Source organism: Micromonospora sp. R77 (assembly GCF_022747945.1).
In the GTDB taxonomy this organism is placed as follows: Bacteria; Actinomycetota; Actinomycetes; order Mycobacteriales; family Micromonosporaceae; genus Micromonospora.
On the sequence record NZ_JALDST010000001.1, the window covers coordinates 3,373,542 to 3,393,878 of the forward strand.

16 protein-coding genes and 3 pseudogenes are annotated in these 20,337 nt (G+C 68.1%); 9 read left to right on the top strand and 10 right to left on the bottom strand.

From position 1 onward, the window contains the following. Positions 1-589 precede the first annotated feature (589 nt). The 4 genes from MRQ36_RS15840 to MRQ36_RS15855 all read right to left on the bottom strand — a co-directional run bounded on the left by MRQ36_RS15840 (position 590) and on the right by MRQ36_RS15855 (position 4,033). Positions 590-1,477: an aldo/keto reductase gene (locus MRQ36_RS15840; RefSeq protein ID WP_242796352.1), complete on the bottom strand. Its 888-nt coding sequence runs from the start codon at positions 1,475-1,477 to the stop codon at positions 590-592. Positions 1,478-1,508: 31 nt separating this feature from the next. Further along, positions 1,509-1,913 carry a cupin domain-containing protein gene (locus tag MRQ36_RS15845; protein ID WP_242796353.1) on the bottom strand — a complete coding sequence of 135 codons (405 nt, stop codon included), beginning with the start codon at positions 1,911-1,913 and terminating at the stop codon, positions 1,509-1,511. A gap of 14 nt (positions 1,914-1,927) precedes the next feature. Then, positions 1,928-2,953 carry an aldo/keto reductase gene (locus MRQ36_RS15850; protein WP_242796354.1) on the bottom strand — a complete coding sequence of 342 codons (1,026 nt, stop codon included), beginning with the start codon at positions 2,951-2,953 and terminating at the stop codon, positions 1,928-1,930. A 186-nt stretch (positions 2,954-3,139) separates the two neighbouring features. Then, on the bottom strand, positions 3,140-4,033 hold the full coding sequence (locus tag MRQ36_RS15855) for a helix-turn-helix transcriptional regulator (protein WP_242796355.1): 894 nt from the start codon (positions 4,031-4,033) through the stop codon (positions 3,140-3,142). Positions 4,034-4,182: 149 nt separating this feature from the next. Between MRQ36_RS15855 and MRQ36_RS15860 the strand changes: the two genes are divergently transcribed. The 3 genes from MRQ36_RS15860 to MRQ36_RS15870 all read left to right on the top strand — a co-directional run bounded on the left by MRQ36_RS15860 (position 4,183) and on the right by MRQ36_RS15870 (position 7,722). After that, the gene (locus tag MRQ36_RS15860) at positions 4,183-5,220 is read left to right on the top strand and encodes a zinc-dependent alcohol dehydrogenase family protein (protein ID WP_242796357.1); all 1,038 of its coding nucleotides are present in this window, start codon (positions 4,183-4,185) and stop codon (positions 5,218-5,220) included. Between the two features lie 81 nt (positions 5,221-5,301). After that, positions 5,302-6,066, top strand: a complete 765-nt coding sequence (locus MRQ36_RS15865) for an SDR family oxidoreductase (RefSeq protein WP_242796359.1) — start codon at positions 5,302-5,304, stop codon at positions 6,064-6,066. 171 nt (positions 6,067-6,237) lie between these two features. Beyond that, positions 6,238-7,722: an MFS transporter gene (locus MRQ36_RS15870; protein WP_242796361.1), complete on the top strand. Its 1,485-nt coding sequence runs from the start codon at positions 6,238-6,240 to the stop codon at positions 7,720-7,722. A gap of 3 nt (positions 7,723-7,725) precedes the next feature. Here the strand turns inward: MRQ36_RS15870 and MRQ36_RS15875 are convergent. From MRQ36_RS15875 to MRQ36_RS15895, 4 genes and pseudogenes are all read right to left on the bottom strand, one after another. Beyond that, positions 7,726-8,926 (bottom strand): annotated as a pseudogene (locus MRQ36_RS15875) (low temperature requirement protein A). Positions 8,927-9,624: 698 nt separating this feature from the next. Next, a pseudogene (locus MRQ36_RS33935) lies at positions 9,625-9,881 on the bottom strand (hypothetical protein); the annotation flags it as partial. A 126-nt stretch (positions 9,882-10,007) separates the two neighbouring features. Further along, on the bottom strand, positions 10,008-10,454 hold the full coding sequence (locus MRQ36_RS15890; protein WP_242796363.1) for a nuclear transport factor 2 family protein: 447 nt from the start codon (positions 10,452-10,454) through the stop codon (positions 10,008-10,010). A gap of 212 nt (positions 10,455-10,666) precedes the next feature. Continuing rightward, positions 10,667-11,119: pseudogene (locus tag MRQ36_RS15895) on the bottom strand (nuclear transport factor 2 family protein); the annotation flags it as partial. A 133-nt stretch (positions 11,120-11,252) separates the two neighbouring features. On the opposite strand from MRQ36_RS15895, the gene MRQ36_RS15900 reads away from it, so the two are divergent. Then, the gene (locus MRQ36_RS15900; protein WP_242796367.1) at positions 11,253-11,816 is read left to right on the top strand and encodes a TetR/AcrR family transcriptional regulator; all 564 of its coding nucleotides are present in this window, start codon (positions 11,253-11,255) and stop codon (positions 11,814-11,816) included. Positions 11,817-11,980: 164 nt separating this feature from the next. Here the strand turns inward: MRQ36_RS15900 and MRQ36_RS33940 are convergent, their stop codons facing one another. After that, positions 11,981-12,217, bottom strand: coding sequence for a helix-turn-helix transcriptional regulator (locus MRQ36_RS33940; protein ID WP_308194870.1), 237 nt, complete (start codon positions 12,215-12,217; stop codon positions 11,981-11,983). A 202-nt stretch (positions 12,218-12,419) separates the two neighbouring features. On the opposite strand from MRQ36_RS33940, the gene MRQ36_RS15910 reads away from it, so the two are divergent. Beyond that, complete coding sequence (locus tag MRQ36_RS15910; protein WP_242796371.1) at positions 12,420-13,151, top strand: transposase; 732 nt, start codon at positions 12,420-12,422, stop codon at positions 13,149-13,151. A 346-nt stretch (positions 13,152-13,497) separates the two neighbouring features. Here MRQ36_RS15910 and MRQ36_RS15915 read toward each other — a convergent pair whose 3' ends face one another. Then, a complete protein-coding gene (locus MRQ36_RS15915; protein ID WP_242796373.1) occupies positions 13,498-14,529 on the bottom strand; it encodes an XRE family transcriptional regulator in 1,032 nt (343 codons plus the stop codon). Positions 14,530-14,731: 202 nt separating this feature from the next. Between MRQ36_RS15915 and MRQ36_RS15920 the strand changes: the two genes are divergently transcribed. From MRQ36_RS15920 to MRQ36_RS15935, 4 genes are all read left to right on the top strand, one after another. Continuing rightward, complete coding sequence (locus MRQ36_RS15920; protein ID WP_242796375.1) at positions 14,732-15,682, top strand: CBASS cGAMP-activated phospholipase; 951 nt, start codon at positions 14,732-14,734, stop codon at positions 15,680-15,682. A gap of 4 nt (positions 15,683-15,686) precedes the next feature. After that, entirely contained in the window at positions 15,687-16,844 is a 1,158-nt protein-coding gene (locus MRQ36_RS15925) for a nucleotidyltransferase (protein ID WP_242796377.1), read from the top strand. Next, positions 16,816-17,232 carry a hypothetical protein gene (locus tag MRQ36_RS15930; protein ID WP_242796378.1) on the top strand — a complete coding sequence of 139 codons (417 nt, stop codon included), beginning with the start codon at positions 16,816-16,818 and terminating at the stop codon, positions 17,230-17,232. The genes MRQ36_RS15925 and MRQ36_RS15930 overlap by 29 nt, the downstream gene beginning before the upstream one ends. Before the next feature lie 85 nt (positions 17,233-17,317). Beyond that, on the top strand, positions 17,318-20,317 hold the full coding sequence (locus MRQ36_RS15935; RefSeq protein WP_242796379.1) for a hypothetical protein: 3,000 nt from the start codon (positions 17,318-17,320) through the stop codon (positions 20,315-20,317). Positions 20,318-20,337 lie beyond the last annotated feature (20 nt).

Sequence of the window (20,337 nt, forward strand, 5' to 3'; positions counted from 1 at the left end):
TGGGCGTCGGCGACACCGCCGTTACGCACCGGTGCGTGGCTGGCGACCCGGCCAGGACGAGGGTGGTGGTCGCGAACTGTCTCGTCGCTTTCGCCGTCGACTGCGCCACGTTCCGTGGATGGGCGCCTGCACCGCCGCCTGAACCAGGCCGCTCTCCGCCGACGCGGCTCCATCGCGCCGGCCATACCGCCCTGCCCGCCAAGATCAACCTGGTTCACCTGGAGACCAGGGGTGTGATCCTGGGCCGGGAGAACGGCGGTTCGGTGAACGTGGGTGAACGCGGGCCACTCCCTGCCACCCCAGGTGAACCCCCAGGTGGCCAGACTAGGCCCTCGCGCCCTCGTAGCTCAGGGGATAGAGCATCGGTTCCTAAGACGCAGATCCGCCCATTTCCGTAGGTCGATGACCTGCTGATCTTCTTTTGATGTCTGCGTGTGCCGGTCGCAGGCGGGGGCGGCTGTGGTCGCTTGCTGAAGATCAGCCAGGTGGCCTTCGACATGGTCAGGCTCTGGCTCGGAACGTGCTGATCCGCAGTCGAATGGCCATCTCTCAAGATCCTGAGTGGACTCGTCGCAAGAGCCGGGGCGGATCAGGCTTCGGGGATCGGCCTGCCGAAGTTTGCCAGGGTGATGTCGGCCGGCTCGGGGCCGCCACGGCGGCCGGTGTCGAGGCCGTCGATGGCGTCGAGTTGCGCGTCCGTGAGTTCGAAGTCGAAGATGTCGAAGTTTTCGGCGATGCGTGCGGGCTTCGTTGACTTGGGGATCGCCGAGCGGCCCTGCTGCACGTGCCAGCGCAGCATCACCTGTGCGGGAGTCTTTCCGTGGGCCTGTGCGATTTCACGGATCACTGGGTCCTGCAGGGTGCTGGTGTGTTCGCCGTCGCGGTAGAAGGTGATGCCGCCGATCGGCGACCATGCCTGGGTGAGGATGCCCTGCCGCGCGCCGAACGCCTGGACCTCGTGCTGGGTGAAGTACGGGTGCACCTCGATCTGGTTGACCGCGGGGATGACCGTGGCCTGATCCAGGAGCGCGGTCAGGTGATCGACCATGAAGTTGCTGACGCCGATGGCGCGGACCTTGCCGTCGGCCAGCAGCGTCTCAAGGGCGCGGTACGCCTGCAGGGTCCTGTCGAACTCCGTCGGTAGCGCCTGGTGCAGGATGAGCAGGTCGATCTGGTCGACGCCGAGCTTGCGGGCGCTCTTGTCGAAGCCGTGCAGGGTCTGGTCGTAGCCGTAGTCGCTGATCCAGATTTTCGTTTCGATGAACACCTCGGGGCGGCCGATGCCGGAGTTGGCGATGGCTTCGCCGACCTCGCGTTCGTTGCCGTAGGCGGCTGCCGTGTCGATGTGCCGGTAACCGGCCCGGAGGGCGGCGTCGACGGCGGAGCGGGTTTCCTCTGGTGGGGTCTGGAAGACGCCGAACCCGAGTACGGGCATCTCGACGCCGTTGTTCAGAGTCGACAGCGGTGTGTCGGCCATGTTGTTCTCCTTGTGGACATGCGTGCCTGGATCAGGTGGGTACCGGTGCGTCGTACTGCTCGTCGGTGACCTTTTCCAGCCACTGGACGCCTTGGCCGTCGTGGACACCGGTGAGGGCGATGTGGGTCATCGCCGAGTTCGGGGAGGCGCCGTGCCAGTGCTTGACCCCGGGCGGGCACCAGAGGACGTCACCGGCGCGAATTTCTTCGACCGGTCCGCCCCACTGCTGGGTACGGCCGATCCCATCGGTGACGACCAGTCGCTGCCCGGCGGGGTGGGTGTGCCAGGCCGAGCGTGCCCCGGGCTGGAAGGTGACATAGGCGCCGGTGTACGGCGCTGTCTCCGCTTCGACGAACAGGGGCTGGACGAGGACGTCGCCGGTGAAGTTCTCCTCCGGCCCGGTGGCGGGCGCGAACGTTCCACTTCGTGTGATCACTGCTGGGGCCTCTTTCATCGGCGGCGGGCTGAGGGTTGCAGGGACGGGCTGAGCCAGCCGTTGTCGGCGGGGTTGAGGGTGACGCCGGGCGCGACGATCTGGTCGATGCGGTCGAGCACGTCGTCGGTGAGTTCGACGTCGGCGGCGGCGAGTTGAGACTCGAGGTGGTCCATGGTGCGCGGGCCGATGATCGCCGAGGTGATCCCGGGGTGGCGTAGGACGAATGCGATGGCCAGCTCGATCAGGGTGATCCCGGCCTCGTCGGCGAGTTCGCGGAGGGCGTCGGCGGTGTCGAGTTTGCGCTGGTTCTCCGGCAGGGACAGGTCGAACCGGTTCGCCAGCCGCTGCCGGGCGACGGATGCCGGGCCGGTGGTGTCGGTGCCCTTGCGGTAGCGGCCGGACAACCAGCCGCCGGCGAGGGGGCTGTAGGAGAGCACACCCATGCCGTACCGCTGGGTCAGCGGCAGGATCTCGTTCTCGATGTTGCGGGTGAGGATCGAGTAGGTGGGTTGCTCGGTGACGAAGCGTTCCCGACCATGCTCCCGAGCAACGTACTGGGCGTCGACGAGGGCGGAGGCCGGGAAGGTGGAGTGGCCGATGTAGCGGACCTTGCCGGCACGGACCAGGTCGGTGAGCGCACCGAGGGTCTCGTCGAGGTCGACGTCGGGGTCGTACCGGTGCATCTGGTACAGGTCGATGTGGTCGGTGCCGAGCCGACGCAGCGAGTTCTCGACCGCTGTCATGATCCAGCGGCGGGAGCCGCCGCGGTGGTTGGGGTCGTCGTCGAACGGCATGAAGAACTTCGTCGCGAGCACGATGTCGTCGCGGCGGCCCTTGAGTGCCTTGCCGACGATGACCTCGGACTCGCCCTGGGAGTAGACGTCGGCCGTGTCGACGACATTGATCCCGGCGTCGAGCGCCCGATGGATGATCTTGATGCTTTCGTCGTGATCCTTGGTGCCCCAGTCGCCGAACATCATGGTGCCGAGGCATAGCTTGCTGACCTGGACGCCGGTGCGTCCCAGCGGTCGACGTTCCATGGGTCTTACCCTTCTGTCGCCGGCTACTTGTTGCCTTGTGCCGGGATGACCTCGTCGATCAGCCGGACCGCGCCGCACCGAGCATCACCCGATACTCGGTCGAGGCCTGGCCGGCGATCGGCGCAGCAAGCCGGACCGGCAAACGGGTCCGGATGTCCAGGTTTCCGCGGCGGCCGTTCGTTCGGCTCATTCGGGCCGACGGACCAGGGGGCTCTCGTGGAGTTCGGTTGTCCAACTGGCGAGCAGGTCGAGTGCCTGCTGCTCGGGGGAGTCCGGCTCGGGGGTGTAGACGTTGAGGCGCAGCCCCGGGTCCGCGGCGAGCTCCAGCGCCTCGTACGGCAGGTTGAGCTCACCGACGACCGGGTGCCGGAGCCGCTTGATGCCGGTGCGGTGGAACTTCACGTCGTGCCGGGCCCAGCGGACCGAGAACTCTGTGCTGCGGGTGGTGAGCTCGCCGATGAGGTCGGTGAGGACCCGGTCGTGGGGGGAGCGGCCGGCTTCCGAGCGTAGGAAGGCGACGGCGTCGTTGGCGCCTTTGTCCCAGTCTGGCCAGAAGTCGGTGGCGTTCGGGTCGAGGAACATGAACCGGGCGGTGTTGACCGGTCCGCGCTGGGCGAACAGCGGCGAGTCGAACACCGGCGCATACAGCGCCCGGCCCAGCTGGTTGGCGCCCAGGATGTCGAACCGGCCGTTGCGGACGTACGCCGGAACGTCGGTCATGGCGTCGAGGACGCGCAGGATCGTCGGCCGTACCGTCGTGGTGCTCCTCGGGCGATGGCGCTGAGGGCCCGACGCGCGGGCGAGGTCGTAGAGGTGGGCGCGTTCGGCGTCGTCGAGGTGCAGGGCGCGGGCGAGGGCCTCGAGCACCGATTCGGAGGCGCCAGCGAGGTTGCCGCGCTCAAGACGCACGTAGTAGTCCACGGACAGGCCGCTGAGCAGGGCGACCTCCTCGCGACGTAGTCCCGGGACCCGCCGGTTCCCGCCGTAGATCGGCAGGCCGGCTGCTTCCGGGGTGAGCCGGTTGCGACGGCTCACCAGGAAGTCGCGGACCTGGGCGCGGATGTCGGTCGGACCAGCCATGACCCGACCGTACGTCCGCCTCGGCGGGCGTGGGAGGTACTGGCGTTACCTGGAACGACAGCCACTCCCACGCGCCGGGGAAAGGGAGTTCTGTCGGAGGGGCAAGCGCGCGAACGCCGTGAACGTCACGGTCCGAAGGGAAGGAACCCATGCGAGCAACTCTGATCTACGGCGTCGGTGACGTCCGGGTCGAACAGGTTCCGGACCCTGTCCTGAAGCAGCCGACCGACGCCCTGGTGCGGGTCACCACCGCGTGCATCTGCGGCAGCGACCTGCACCCCTACCGCTCCAAGTCTCCCGCGGACGGGCCGGCGCGCATCGGGCACGAGTTCATCGGGGTCGTCGAGGACACCGGGTCCGACGTCACCACGGTCCGCACGGGCGACCTGGTCGTCGCGCCGTTCGCCTACTCCGACGGCACCTGTGGGTTCTGCCGGGAAGGTCTGCACACCTCCTGCCTGCACGGCGGGTTCTGGGCCACCGGCGACGTCGACGGCGGCCAGGGCGAGGCGGTCCGCGTGCCGCTGGCCGACGGCACGCTGGTCAAGCTGCCCGTCGGTGCGGATTCGGCGCTCATTCCCTCGCTGCTGACGCTCTCGGATGTTTTCGGCACCGGCCATCATGCTGCGGTCAACGGCGGTGTCACCCCGCGTACCACCGTCACCGTGATCGGTGACGGAGCGGTCGGCCTGCTCGCGGTCCTGTCGGCCAAGCGCCTGGGCGCCGAGCGGATCATCCTGATGGGCCGCCACAAGACGCGTACCGATCTGGGTCGGGAGTTCGGCGCGACCGATGTCGTCGCCGAGCGCGGCGAGGAGGGCATCGCGCAGGTCCGTGACCTGACCGGCGGCCAAGGCACCCACGTGGTACTGGAGGCGGTCGGGCACCTGCCCGCCTACGAGCAGGCCGTCGGGGTGGTACGGGCCGGCGGCGTGATCAGCCGGGTCGGCGTCCCGCAGTACGAGCAGGCCCCGATCGGCTTCGCCAGCCTGTTCGGCGGCAACATCACCCTCACCGGCGGCCCCGCTCCGGCCCGCGCCTACCTCGACGAACTGCTTCCCGACGTCCTCGACGGAAAGATCGAACCGGGCAAGGTCTTCGACCGCACCGTCGACCTCGACGGAGTGCCGGACGGGTACCGCGCCATGGACCGACGCGAAGCCCTCAAGGTTCTCGTCAAGCTCTGACCCCCGCCCCGGACGGCAGCGGCGGTCGGCCCGAGCACCCCGACGCCGATCGCCGCCAGCCACCGGCTGAAGGAGAACCTCATGGTCCAGTCCCAGGTGAGCACCGTGCTGGTCGTCGGCGCCACCGGCCAGACCGGCCGCCACGTCGTGGCTGCCGCGGCCCGCCAAGGGTTCACCGTGCGCGCCCTGGTCCGCGACGCCGACCGGGCCCGTGCGGTCCTACCCGATGTCGAGATCGTGGTCGCGGACCTCACCGATGCGGACACCCTGACGGACGCCGTCGTCGGCGTCGACGCGGTGATCTTCACCCACGGTGCGAACAGCTACGGCGACGACGAGGTATTCCAGCGCGTCGACTACGGCGGCGTCGTAAACGTCCTGCGCGCACTCCGGAGGCGGCCGGTCCGGGTCGCATTGATGACATCGATCAACGTCACCCGGCCCGACAACGGCGGCTACCAGGGACTGCTGGACTGGAAGCGGCGTTCCGAGCGGCTGCTGCGCGCCAGCAAGCTGCCGTACACGATCGTGCGTCCAGGCTGGTACCAGCCCCGACGTGGCGGCGGTCTCCTCCTGCGGCAGGGCGACACCGGGTCCGGTTCGGTCAGTCGTGAGCAGACCGCGGACGTGCTGGTTCGGAGCCTGCTCAGCGACGCCGCGGTCGGCAAGACCTTCGAGCTGTTCGCCGTCGAGGGGTCGACACCCGTGGACTGGGACACCCTCTTCGCCACGACCGATCCGGACACCCCGGACAGCCTGGACGCGGTGCACGACCGGGCGACCCTGCCGCTGGACCGGGAGCCGCGCCTGGTGACCGGTGACATCGAGCAGTTCGACCACCGCTGACGCGGCAGCCGGTGACGTGATCAGAACATTGCCACCCCAGCTCGCCCTCGGACGGGCCGCTGCGGCCGTGGGAGGTACCGCCGGCACCCGGAAGAGCAGGAACTCCCCGGCCCCATCCCAGCGCGGTTGCCTGGACAGCGCAGACAACCGCAAACCGCATCAAGGAGAGTCGTGGCCACACCTCGTTCCGCCAGCGCACCGGCCCCGTCCGGGCCGGTGCACCCGACGGCCATTCTGGCGATCATCTGCGTCAGCTACTTCATGGTCATCCTGGACAACTCGATCATCTTCACCGGGCTCCCGAGCATCCAGGCCGCCTTCGGCTTCTCCCCGGCTGGCCTGACCTGGGTGCAGGACGCCTACACCCTCGTGTTCGGCGGCCTGCTGCTGCTCGGCGCGCGCGCCGGTGACCTGGTCGGTCGGCGGCGGATGTTCACGCTGAGCCTGGTGCTGTTCTCCGTGGCGTCGTTGCTGGTGGGCGCCGCGCCGACCGGGTGGTGGCTGGTGGCCGCCCGGGCCCTGCAGGGCGTCGGTGCCGCGATTCTCGCCCCGTCGTCACTCGCGCTGCTGACCGCCAACTTCCCGGCCGGGCCCGCCCGCAACCGGGCCGTGGCCGCGTACAGCGCGGTGGCCGGCATCGGCGCCAGCCTCGGCCTGGTGGTCGGCGGGGTGCTGGCCGACTGGGTGTCCTGGCGGGCCGGCTTCTATCTCAACGTGCCTATCGGCATCGCCATGCTGGTCGCCGCCCGCCGCTACGTCGCCGAAACCGAGACCCGGCCCGGCCGGTTCGACCTCATCGGCGCCGGCTGCGCCACTCTCGGCGTCGGTGCCTTGGTCTTCGGCGTCATCGGGGCCGCCGAGACCGGTTGGACCACGCCCACCACTCTCGCCGCGTTCCTGCTCGGTGTCCTCCTGCTGGTCGTGCTCGTGGCCAACGAGGCACGCGCCGAGCAGCCGATCATGCCGCTGCGACTGTTCGCCGACCGGCGCCGCAACGGCGCCTACCTGGTCCGGATGCTCTACCTCGGGGCGATGATCGGGTTCTTCTTCTTCATCACCCAGCTGCTGCAGGGCGTCTGGGGCTTCACCCCCTTCCAGGCCGGGCTGGCCTTCCTGCCGATGTCCGTGGTCAACTTCGGCATCGCCCTGCTGGTCTCCCGACTGGTCACCCGATTCGGGTCGACTCCGGTGCTCGCCACGGGTGTGGCGCTCACCCTGGTCGGCATGGCGTGGCTCAGCCGGGTCGGCGCGGACGGCGACTACCTCACCGCGATCGCGCTACCGATGGTTCTCATCGGCGTCGGTCAGGGCCTGGCATTCGCCCCGATGACCAGCGCCGGTCTCGCCGGTGTACGGAGCGGCGACGCCGGTGCCGCCTCCGGTGTGGTCAACACCGCCCACCAACTCGGCAGCGCGCTCGGACTGGGCATCCTCACCGCTGTCGGCACGGCCGCGGTACCGGCAGGGGGAGCCGCTCCTGCCGCCATGACCGAACGGGTCAGCGCGGCCCTCACCGCAGGCAGCGTGCTGCTGGCTGTCGCCCTGCTCCTGGTCGGCGTTCTCATCGCCCGACCGGCCAGCCCGACTCCGCCGGCCTCCGACGTGGAGGCGCCGGTCTCCCCGTCCCCGGCGCGAGATGCGGTGACCACCCGCTGACCATCACCCACGCCCGAGCGCCCGCCGAACGTCGGCGTACCGGACGGTCTCTCCGACAATCAGGACGGCCAGAACACCCACCAGACCAGCGAGCGCGGCCAACGGGGGCAGGACCGCCGCGGCCGGTAACCAGCCCAGCAGCACGACCATGGTGACCACCCGCCCGAGATGCGCCCCGTAGCGCATGCGGTTGGCGAACAGCAGGTGCCCGACGAGGTACAGCACGCCTCCACCGCAGAGCGCGGTGGCGTAGAACCATCCCAGATCCTCGTGCCCAGCCGCGTAAGCAAGGACACCCTCGACACCGAGCGCGGCGAGCACGATCCCCGCGATGATCGGAAAATGGGCGTACGAGTACGCCTCCACCGCCAGCGTCGCCCGGGTCTGCCCCCGAGCCCGCTCAAGCCGCCGCTCGGCGGACGGAGCCACCAGGTCGAAGTACAGCCACCACAGGCCGATGGCGACCGCGACCCCCAGCACGGCCGCCACGATCAGCGGCAGACTGATCGGCTGGTCCGCGGCACCGATACCAATAGCGAGGATCGACTCGCCGATCGCCAGGATGACGAACAGGTCGTGCCGCTCACTCCAGTGGCTCGCACTGTGCACCCGCCAACTACCGCGACGAGAGGTGATGAAAACGACGCCCCAGTCCACCAGCAGCGCCGTCGCGAACAGCACCGTCTGCCGCCAGCCGCCGAGCAACACACCGGCCAGCAGCAGAGCGGCACCAGCCACGGTAGGGATCCATGTGATCGCGAGCTGCCGGCGCAGTCCCGCATCGCCGGCCGCCGCCGCCGAGTAGACCGTCAGATGCACACACCGCACCACCAGGTAGGCAGCCAGCAGCACCAGCGGGCCGTTCAGACCGCCCGGCTTGTCGTGCCAAGCCTCCGGGATGGTCAGGTCCACCACGAACAGCGCCGCCATCGCCACCGACATACCCGCCCTCAGCAGAGCCTGATCGGCCCGTGCCTGGTTACCGAGCCACGCATACCCCGACCACGTCCACCACAACAAGCAGCAAGCCCTGCGCCACCCCGTGAACGCTGTGGGCGCCCGCCATGTAGTCGGTGACCCGCGTGACGGCGAAGACGTACACCAGATCGAACAACAACTCGAACCGGGTCACCGACTGGCCCTCACTGGTGGGACTGAGCGCCCCGGACGCTTCACGTCGCCCTCCGCCGCCCGCTACAGCCACGCCGTCCGCCTCCCCGCTTCAGCGTCGACCCGCACAAGCCGGCGCTTACGCCATGTTCGCTGCTGGGCCTCCGTAACCAACCAGCAAAAGGGCATATAGGCTCAAAACTACCATTTCGGTCTGACCCTTTTGTCGCCGGTCTGCGGCCTGACGTCGGAGCGGCTGCCGGAGATGCGCGATGCGACATGACCGCCTGGCCGGCGGGTGGTCGAGCCGCGGGTGCTGCACGCCCGCCAGCCCGGCCGGCTCGACGACTCAGCCTCGCAGGCCTTGATGCCTGACGCATGGTTCGCCGCTCGCACCGATCTCCCGCGACTCCGGCCGCCGCCAGGGCCACCAGGTCCGGCCCCACCGCTACCACCGCGGGCTACGCCGAGTGTTCAGCACGTCCAGCTTCACCGCCCTGACCCACTGCCCACGATCACGCGCCTACTACGACAAGAAAAGAGCCGAAGGAAGAACACACCGCCGAGCCACCGCCGCCCTGTCCAGACAACGCCTCAACGTCCTCTGGGCCTGCATCCGCGACAAGACCCCCTGCCAGCCCAAACAACCAAGATCGGGGGAGCTGGCGTCATGCAAACTCGCGTAGAGACTCCGCTTGCTGAAGATCAGCTGGAACGTTACGGGTTCGGCGAGTGCAGGCCTGTCACTGCCGCGCGCAGGGTGCGTCCGGGTGCCAACAGAGCGCTACGGGATCAGCTGGCGGAGCCGTCAGGTCGAGCGGTCTCCTCCTCGTCGAGCAATTCACGGCGCCATTCGGCGAATCGGCTACGGAGATCGTCCAGCGCTCGATCGGTGACGCCGTATTGGGCGAAGTCGTCAGGATCGAGCAGGGCGGCTTGTCCGAGACCGTCGGCGAAGACGCGTCAGTCGAAACCACGGTCGGCGCGCTGCGCGAGGGTGAGGAGTCGCGGGTGTAGCGGCCGGATCGGAGTGTGGCGTCGATGTCGACGGTCGTGCTGAGGCTGGGCGCTGGCTAGGTGGTCGGGCCGTTGCACGCGAACTCGGGCCGCGTTTGCGGGGACCGCCGATGGCGCCTGGCTCGCCTGATCGGCTTGGGAAACCGTGATTACTCGGGTCACTGTGCGAAGACACCGATGTTTCCCTCGATCCAGATGGGTCGGGCTACCAGCCTGCTGATTCGCCATCGCTCGCCTGCGCGGCGCAGCTCGAACTCGTAGGTGCCGCCGTTGTGCCACAGCCGTCCGCCCGGCACGTTGTCGCGTCGTAGCCAAGCCAGCACGTTCGCGGTTGCGGTGGCGGTATCGCCCGTCACATCGGCGATCACCCCGGTGACCACGTGCTGTGTGCCATCCAACACGCCAAGATCCCGTCGCCACCGATCTACCTGCTCGGGACCGGAGAGAGTCTCTGCTCCGCCGCCGCTCATCGCGGTGTAGTCAACGACCACGGTGTCGGCGAACGTCGCCACCAGAGCGTCCCAGTCTCGGCGGTCCACGAACCAGGCGTACTCGGTGATCACCCGCTGGATGGCGAACTGGTCAATGAGATCCTCTTGATGCATGTCATAACTCCTCTTTGTGGTGGCTGGGGTGAAGGTACGGCCGGCGGTGCCCGTCGTCGCCGTCGTCGACCATGCCCAGAGTCGAGGATCGCGTTGACGAGGGTCGCAGCTGATGAACGAGACTGGTTGCCAGGCTGACCCGGCCCGGACAGCAGTCTGGCGAGGATGTGGTGATGGGGCGCCTCGACTCGAGGCGCCCCAAAACCACTGGCCTAGTTGGCGTCGAAGGCCGCGTACAGGCTGGTGTCGCCCGTCGCGTTGAGCGCTTCGGCCGCGACCAGCGGGTTCCAGAAGTCGACGTAGCGGCTGATCTTTCCGTCCACCGTCTCCACGACGGAGATGTAGGTCTGGTTGTACGGCTTGCCGGTGCTCAACGCCTGGCCCACGGACTTGAACTCGGCGATGACCAGGGTGGGGTCGACGGTCTCGTGGAAGCGCAGGTCGATGAACTCCACCTTGAAGTGCTCGGGGAAGTTCTGCATGTAGTCGAACAGGGCCTGCTTGCCTTCGACCTTCTTCGGGAAGTCGGCCGGGCCGTACGGGAACTCCAGGACTCCGTCCTCGGTGAACAGATCCACCCACTCCTCGATCCGCCCGGACGACAGGTACTCCAGGTGGTTCTTGAAGGTCTGCTGGGCGGTTTCGCGAACGCTCACGGCATTTGTCCTTTTCTTGGGTGCGTGCGATGGGTGTTGAAGGGGCTCGGGTTGGCTGGCCGGCCGACTAACGCGAACATCTTCGCGTCAACGGTAGCCCATGCCGCGCTAAACGCAAAGCTCTCCGCGTTAAGATTGCCCCGTGAGTGACCAACGCCAGTCCCGCCCCGGTGGACGCACCGCGCGAGTCCGCGCCGACGTCCTACGCGCAGTCGACGACCTGACAACCGAACAACCGCTGGCCCAACTCACCCTGGCCCAGGTGGCGGAGCGTTCGGGAGTGCACCTGGGCACCCTCTACCGGCGCTGGGGCTCCCTCGACGGCCTACTACTCGACGCGGTCGCCGAACGCCTCACCACCGGCTCGCCCGTCCGCGACACCGGCAACCTCCACGCCGACCTGGAGGACTACGCCCACCACGTCGCCGAAGACCTCTCCGGCCCCGACGGAGAACTCCTGCTACGCACACTGGTCGCCGTCCGTCTCGGAACCCAGGCGCAACTACCACCCGCCCTCACCCGACGCTACGACGAGATGCAGGCACTACTCGATCGGGCCCGCGCACGTGGCGAGAATCCGCCCACACTCCAACAGATCGTCGACGTCGTCGTGGCACCGCTGTACACAGCCCTACTGTTCGGGACCACACCAACCAACCCAGCCACCCTCGTCGACCGACTGCTGCAGCTTCACCCCGACCAATGACCAGGCCGGCGTCGACGTGATCGACCGGGCCCTGCAGGGCCACAGGGTCCTTTACCGAAGATGAACTCGCCGCCATGCCTTCTTGGGCGGCCGGTGGCACCGGGCAGCAGGGGTGGCGGTCTGTCTCGGCTGCTGCCTCTACGTGGCCGCCGCAGTCTCGGCCCTCACCGCGTAACCGACCGGGGGTCCGTACCTGCGGGGGCGGCGCGCGACGCTCGCGCCCGGACGAGGGCGGCCAACTCCGCCCGCCCGGTCACGCCGAGAATCCGGTACGCGTTCGCCAGATGGTATTCGACGGTGCGAACCGAGAGGGAGAGCCGCTCGGCGACCTCCCGGTAACTCAGATTGTCCGCGACGGCGGCCGCCACGCTCCACTGGCCCGGGTAGGGCGCCCGCCACACCGTCCGGCCCGGCTCGGCGCCGACCGCAGGCGGCGAGTTCCACCTCTGCCTGCGCCATCCACGGTGCCGCGCCGAGCGACCGGAACAGGGAGCTGGCCGCCTCCAGATGTGCCCGCACCCGCCCCTTGCGCCGCCGCCGGCGCCGGACGATGCCGTAGCAGAGCAGCGTCCGAGCCCGCGCGAGCAAACTCGTTCCCTGCTCGTGCAGGCGCAGCGCCTCCTCGAACGCCTGCTGGGCCGCGATCTCGTCGTCAGTCACCCGATGATGGTCCTGGCCTGCTGGCAGACACCGACCGCGATCCGGCACGCCGGCGTCGACCGCATCACCGCCCTGCTCCGCCGCGGCCACGTCAAGAACGCCATCCAGGTCGCCGAGGCGATGGTCGCCGCCGCCCGGCAGCAGACCGTCACCCTGCCCGGCCAACGTTCCGCCGCGGTGGTGGTCGGGCAGATGGCCACCGAGATTCTCGCCCTCGAACAACGCATCGCCGCCGTCGACGACCTCATCGCCGACCACCTCGACCAGCACCCCCTTGCGCCGATCATCGGAAGTCTGCCCGGCATGGGCCCCCTGCTGACCGCCGAACTGCTCGTCCACACAGCCGGCATGAATGAGTACGACAGCCCGGCGAGGTTGGCCGCGCACGCCGGTTTGGCGCCGGTTTCTCGCGACTCCGGAACGGTCTCCGGGAACCATCGCCAGCCTCGCCGCTTTCACCGAAGGCTGCGACACATCCTGTGGATGGCCGCCTTCATCGCCGCCCGAGAATGCCCCACCTCCCGCGCGTACTACGAGAAGAAACGCGCCGAAGGCAAGAAACACCGGCAAGCCATACTCGCCCTCGCCCGACGACGCGTCGACGTCCTCCGGGCACTCATCCGCGACCGCAAAACCTTCGCCCGACCGACGCCGGCAGTCCGCGCCGCAGCCTGAACTAGCACGCTTCCCGCCGACGCGACCCCATCGTGCCGGCCGCTTCACCCTGCCCGCCAAGATCTGCCGGAGTCACATGGAGACTCGAGCTGTGGTCCTGGGCTGGCCGAACAGGGGTCCGGGTGACGTGGGTGAACGTGGGCCACTCCCTGCCACCCCAGGTGAACCCCAAGGTCGCTAGACTAGGCCCTCGCGCCCTCGTAGCTCAGGGGATAGAGCATCGGTTTCCTAAAACGGTGCTCTATTTGTGTCCGCAGGCCGACTGCCTGCGGTTTCCCTATTTCTGCCCCTTGCGTGCGGGTCGCAACGGACGGGTGCTGTGCTCGCTTGCTGAAGATTAGTTTCTTTATTCGGTAGTTGTCGTGGCTGTGGTGATGCCGGCGATGATGTGGGCTGGTAGGGCTGTCCGTGCGGTCTTGCTGTGTGGGGCTTCAAGGTAGCTGAGCAGGCGTGATGGCGTCTCGGGTGGCCCGAGTGGGACTGGTTCGAGGCGTCGCCATCCGCGGGCAGAGGAGGCCTTGATGGCTGTGAGGTAGGTGCTTTCAGTCATGCGGCCTAGGGTGCGGGCGCGCATGAGTAGGGCGGCTAGGGACACCTGCCAGTATCGCTTGAGTTCGAATAGCTTGGGCCAATCTACTGTGGTTGGTAGTTGGTTTCGGATCTCGTCCGCTGGCATGAGGAATGCCGCAGCGAATTGGTGCGCCTGTGTTTCGACTTCTTTTATTCCCCAGATTTGTTCGCCGTGGAGGACGAGGTGGGCGAGTTCGTGAGCGGCGTCGAAGCGTGAGCGTGCCCGGTCATTCTTGTCCGTACCGAGGACAACGACTGGGTGGTCGGGGAAGGGCAGTGAGAAGGCGTCGACGTCTGCGGTTCCGAGCGGGAGTCGGATGACGGCGATGCCGTGCCCTTCGAGGAGCCGGACGACGTCGGTGATCGGGCCGGCGGGGAGCTTCCATGTCTTGCGGACCTGGTCGGCGATCCGCTCGATCTCGCTGCGGGGAGCGTCGAGTCCGCTGGAGGGGATGCGGGGGACGTCGCCGCCGGCGAAGTGCCCGGTCCGAGTCGCGTGGAGGGCTAGATCATGGGCGACGTGGGCGATCGCTCTTGCGCGACGGCGGTCCACCACTGCGGTCCGGCGCAGCGACCTGAAGAAACCTTCGTGTGTCTCGGTCAACGGCTGGGCGAGGAACTCGGTGGGCACGTGCAGCGCGGCGCTGAGGGCGTGAACGCTCTCCAGGCTGGGCCGTGCTGCGCCGCTCTCGAACTGGCTGATGGCTGCCGGTGTCAGGCCGACGGCGGCAGCGAGCTGTGCCTGGCTGAGCCCGACGAGTTCCCGGGCCACCCGCAGGCGTCCCCGTTCGAACGTCGACGTGCTCATGACTCTCCCAACCCGATCTTGTACTTCCGCATTGTGGCTGATCCGGCGCGTCGTGCCCGGTTGGCGCGGCGAAACAGTTACCTTCCGAGTGTAGAAGCACGCGCGGAAGCAGGCGTCGTGATATTAAGTACCAGGGAAAAGTCGATGATCGTCGAGGAGGGTGGATCGCGGTGGTGACGGTGACGAGGCCGGGTGCCGGCGGGTGACGACGCAGCGGTTCCAGATCCTGTCGCTGGACGGCGGGGGGTTGCGGGGGATGTTCTCCGCAGCCGTGCTGGCCCGGCTCGAGGAGGATCTCGGCATCCGGGTCACGGATCACTTCGACCTGATTGCCGGCACGTCGACCGGTGGCATCATCGCGTTGGGCCTGGGGTTGGGCATGACACCTCGCGAGATCCTGGAGTTCTACACCGACCTCGGTCCGCGGGTCTTCCGTGACCGCAGCCGGTTGCGGGGGCTGCGGCACGTGGTCCGGGCCAAGTACGCCGCTGGGCCGCTGCGCGCCGCGCTGACCGAGGTGCTGGGCGAGCGGACTTTCGGCGAGAGCACCAAGCGGCTGGTGATCACCTCTTACAATGTTGGCGCCGACGACGTGTACCTGTTCCGCACCCCGCACCTGCCGCAGCTGACCCGGGACTGGCGCGAACGGGCCGTCGACGTCGCCATGGCCACCGCCGCCGCCCCGACCTATCTGCCCGGCATGCCGCTGGGCGGTACCCGGCTGGTTGACGGTGGCGTCTGGGCGAACAACCCGGCGATGGTGGCCCTGACCGAGGCCGTCGGGCCGCTCGGCCTGCCGCTGGACGCGATCCGGGTCTTCAGCTTGGGTACCACCACCGACGTGCGCCACCGTAGCCGCCGCCTCGACGGGGGAGGGCTTCTGCCGTGGGCTCGAGACGCGGTCGAGGTGCTGATGCGCGCGCAGAGCGAGAGCGCGATTAAGCAGGTCCGCCACTTCCTCAGCAACGACCGGGTGCTCCGGCTCAACCCGACCGTGCCAACCGGGGTGCTCGCCTTGGACAAGGTCGACGCAGACGACCTCATCGGCCGGGCGGCCCACGAGAGCCGCACCGCCTCCCCGAGCTTCAACCGCTGCTTCGCCGACCACCGCGCGCCGGCGTACGTCCCGTACCATCCGGCCCGGAAGGACTGACGCGATGGACACGATCGAGCAGATGCTTTCCATGCTCCTCGACGGGGCGGTGGAGACCCTGGACATCTCCCCGCACCTGCAGCAGCTCGCCGTCGAACGCTACGAGGAGGTTGGCACCTGGCTGGCCGAACACGGCGAGCCGGACTGGCGCATCTACCCCCAGGGATCCTTCCGGCTGGGTACCGTGGTGCGTCCGAGCACCCGGACGGGGGAGTACGACATTGACCTGGTCTGCCGGGTGCTGCGGCGCAAGGAGAGCATCACCCAGGCCCAGCTCAAGCAGTTGCTCGGTGACATGCTCCACGCCTACCTGCGGTGGAAGAACCGGCAGGGCCACACCGACGGTCCCAAGTCCTGCGAGTCCCGCCGCCGCTGCTGGACCCTTGAGTACCCGGACCATGGCTTTCACCTCGACGTCCTGCCCACCATCCCGGACATCGAGCACCCGCCCACCGGCATCCTGCTGACCGACCAGAACCTGCGCGAGTGGCAGCACAGCAACCCGATCGGCTACGCCGACTGGTTCAAGCGGCGCTGCGAACAGGGCCGGAGCCTCGTCGAGGCCAAGCGCCACCTCAACGTCGCTGACGTGCCCGACTGGACGGTCCGCAGCACGCTGCAGCGCATTGTCCAGGTTCTCAAGTGGCACTGCATGTTGCGGTTCGCGAACGACCCGGACAAGCGGCCCCCGTCGATCCTGATCACTACCCTCGCCGCCCGGGCGTACCGCGGCGAGCAGGACCTGTTCACCGGCGCTCGAGCCGTGCTCGACGGGATGACCTCCTTCATCGAGAACCGCCACGGCGCATGGTGGGTGCCCAACCCGGCGCACGAGGAGGAGAACTTTACGGACAAGTGGAACGAGTACCCCGAGCGGCGCCTAGCCTTCATTGCCTGGCACCGGGACATCGTCACCGTGCTCGACGACCTCGCCGGCCTGCAGGGCAAGGGCCTCCAAGTCATCGCTTCCCGCATGTCCGAGGGCTTCAGTGCCGGACCTGTGTTCAAGTCGGTGGAGGGTTACGGTGACCGCATGCGCCACAGCCGGGAGACCGGGGCCCTGCGCATGACCTCCACCGGCCTGCTCACCACCACCGCCACCACCGGCCCCCGGGTCCGCGACCACCACTTCCATGGCGAGCACCCCGACCCGCGCCGTTAACCTCCGCCGTCAGCTCATCGCGATCACCGCACTGCTACCGGACGCCGTCGGTGCGGTCCACCGCGGTGAGCTGGCGTGCATCATCCGCCTGCAACCGTCCCCGGTCAGCCAGATCTACACCGTGCGGCTGACCTATCGGCACGGCCGACGCCCCGAGGTGATGGTCACCGACCCGCCGCTCGCCCGGCACCCAGGGGCTGCCGCCCTGCCGCACGTCTACGCCGGCGATGAGCTCTGCCTGTACTACCCCGGCCAGTGGAAGCAGGACATGTTCCTCGCCGCCACGGTCGTACCGTGGGCTGCGGAGTGGCTCATGCACTATGAGATCTGGCTCGTCACTGGACGATGGACTGGAGGTGGCCACACCCATGCCGGCGCAGGCCGATAGCCAGCTAGGAGCTACAGGGTCGTGGACCCCGGTTCCGCTCGATTCTCGGCTGCACCGGGGCCCTGCGGCCATCACCTTCGCTCCCGTGCTCGGGAAACTCGAGTCGCTGCCGTTGGACCAGCTCACCTGGGAGAACTTCGAACGGATCCAGTGGCGGGTCATGCGCGATGTCGAGGGTCTGCGTCACGCGCAGATCTACGGCGAGCGCGGCCAGAGTCAGTACGGGCTGGATGTTGTCGCGCTCGCGCCGGACGGGGTCGGCGTTGCACTGCAGAGCAAGCGCTACAAGCGGTTTGGCCCGGCAGAGCTCAAAGCCGCTGTGACGAAGTTCCGGTCGACGACCCGTCCGTTCCAAGTAAGTCGGCTCATCATCGGCGTGAGTCGCGAGGTCACGTCGACCAAAGTCGTCGAGGACCTCGCTAAGTTCCGGGCCGAGTTTCATCCGATCACGTTGGATCTGTGGGACAGGCAGGAGCTGTCTCGACTCCTTCGCGGCGCGCCGGAGATCGTCATCGAGTTCTTCGGCCTGCCGACAGCCGAGGCCTTCTGCCTGCCATTCGAGCTTGAGCCCGTGCGGGTGCCGACTGCCGACGCGGTAGCCATCCGTGAGGCGCTGGCCCGGACGCCGGAGGAGACCACGGGTGCAGCCGCCCTACTCCGGGAGGCGCGCGCCGCGTCGGAAGAGCCCGAGCGCGCCTTGGCTCTGATCGAAGAAGCTCAGGCAAAACTGCGCGCAGCGGGATTCGGCAGCTACGCCGAGCAGCACGAAAACGAGCGTAATCGCCTTCTGGCGGGTCTCGGTCGCGTGGGCGAGGCGGCTCGGCGGACCCTGGATGGCATCTGGACAGCTCTCGACCGAGGGCTGAGCACAACCGCGCAGATCGGCCAACGGCGACTGCGCGAACTCGCCCGCGACGGGGCAACGGAGGGGCCAGCGAGGGAACTGGTGAAGGTCGCCGACGCGGCGATGGAGTTGTATTTCGACCCGCTGGCGTCCTTGCCGGAAGCCAGTGTGCTGGTCATCGGTGAGCACGCTGACCAGGTCCGACTCGCCGTCCTTGCCGGCGAGACCGCACTCGCGAATGGCGACCATGCCTGGCTTACCCGCGAGCGGCAGAATTTGGCCGCGCTGGCGGAGACGGAGACCAGTGACCGAGTGCTCCGGACGCGGCTGCGGCTGCTGGTCGCCGAGTCGAGCGGTGACTGGTCGAACGTTCTTGAGGACGCGCGGAAGCTGCGCCTCGGGCACGCCCTCGGTGGCCTGGTGACAGCGCGCTATGCGCGGCACTGTGCGCTGCATCAGAGATTCGAGGAGGCAGAAGCCCTCTGGGACGAGGCAGCCGGCGACGCGTGCCTCGCCCAACGCTGGACAGACGCGGCAACCTGGACATTCAGCCGTCGAGCCTTCCGGGGCCGCTGGAAGCCATTTACAAGCGACGAACTGCTGCCGCTGCAGACGGCGCTACGCGAGATGGGGCCCACTCGCCCCGTCATCGCGACTGCGGAGGGCGCCTACGAGGAGGCTCTGGAAGGGCTACGCGTTCAGAAACTACGCTCCGCAGCAATTTCCGCTCAACGAGCACTGCGAGACGCTGTGGCGGTGAGCGACTGGGTGGCAGAGGGTAAGGCCAGGCAAGTCCTGGCCGCCGTGCTGGTCGAGGCGGACGAGCCGGTGGTCGCCGCGCGTCACCTCACTCGGGCGGGCGACGTCGAAGCCATCAAGAACCTAGGCAAGGCGTGCTCCAGCAGCTTTATCGACATCACCGCTGAGCTGTCGGCCCCCAACTACTGGACCGTCGGTACCGCCTACCGGCTGATCGCGCAGCAGGCAGACGTGATTCCCGACGGCATGGTAAGGGTGATCGCGGGTCACATTGTCGCCGAGATCGCAGGCGCTGAAGCACACGAGCTGGTCGACCTCAGATCCTTCGCGACCTCTCGTTACCGCGGAGCACTGAGCGCTCTCGCCGGCATCTCTGACCGCCTCACGTCTGAACATGCCGAGACGGTCTTGTCCCACTTCGAGCGGCAGCCGAAGGTAGAAGTGAATCACTATCGCCTCCACGATGAGGACGAAGCCGCAGCGGTAGCGCGTATCGCAATCAACCAGCCGGCACTCAGCCAGCGAGCCATACCGCACTTGGTGGCGTTGTTGGCCCGGTCGCAGTCATCGCGCAACCAGGCCGCGCGGGAAGCTATCGACCATTACATCGAGATCGCGAAACCTCACCTCGCCGAGCTGGCCGCCGAAGATGACGGGTGGGCGCAGGAGACGCTCGCCTATCACGATCCCGAAGCCAACCCGCCGGAAGTTGTCGAGCAGGCGTTGAGCCGCCTCACTACCCCCCTCAGCCACCAGCCGGGCGTCTACAGCACGGGAACCACCGCCGTCGGCGACTCGCTGCTCGTTCGTGCGATGCCCTCCACGCGCCTGGAGCCGGCCGTCGCGGAGCTCCTCCGGCGAGCCGACGACCCCCACGTCGGCTCCAGCGACCGAGGGGAATACCTGGTCGCCGCGTCCAATCTCGCTCCCCATCTCGACGACGACGACCGCGACAAGCACTTCCCGGTCGCCCTGCGATGTGCCTCGGCGCCTACATCGTCTGACCACGATGAATTTGATCAGCGGTTCGACCATCGGCTCGGATTCCTACGGATCACCAACCCCGACCAGGACAGCCGTGACCGCGCGTTGTTCCTCGCGGCCTGCCTAGCCACCGACGACGCTCGACGCGCCGCAGTCAGAAGCCAGGCGTACGCACTTCTCGGAGCCGGCGAAAACTCGGACTACTGGCCGACCCGAGCCCTGCAACAACTCGGTGACGCACTGAAGGACGATGTTGGATTCCTGGTCGCGCAGGGGTGGGCACTCAGGTCGTTCGCGGCAATCCTCTGGACGCGGCACGGCAACCCGCCGCAAGTCGGGGCACGGCTCGCCGCCGACAAGGACGTCCGCGTCCGACGAGCCCTTGCCGAGGCCCTCGCCAGCGTCGAAGTCGCGGGCTATCAGTCCTCCGCGCGCGACCGGCTCGCCCAAGACCCCTGCCACAGCGTCCGCTCCGCCCTGTGTATCCGGACAAGATAGTCCGAGTAGCGTGACCCCAC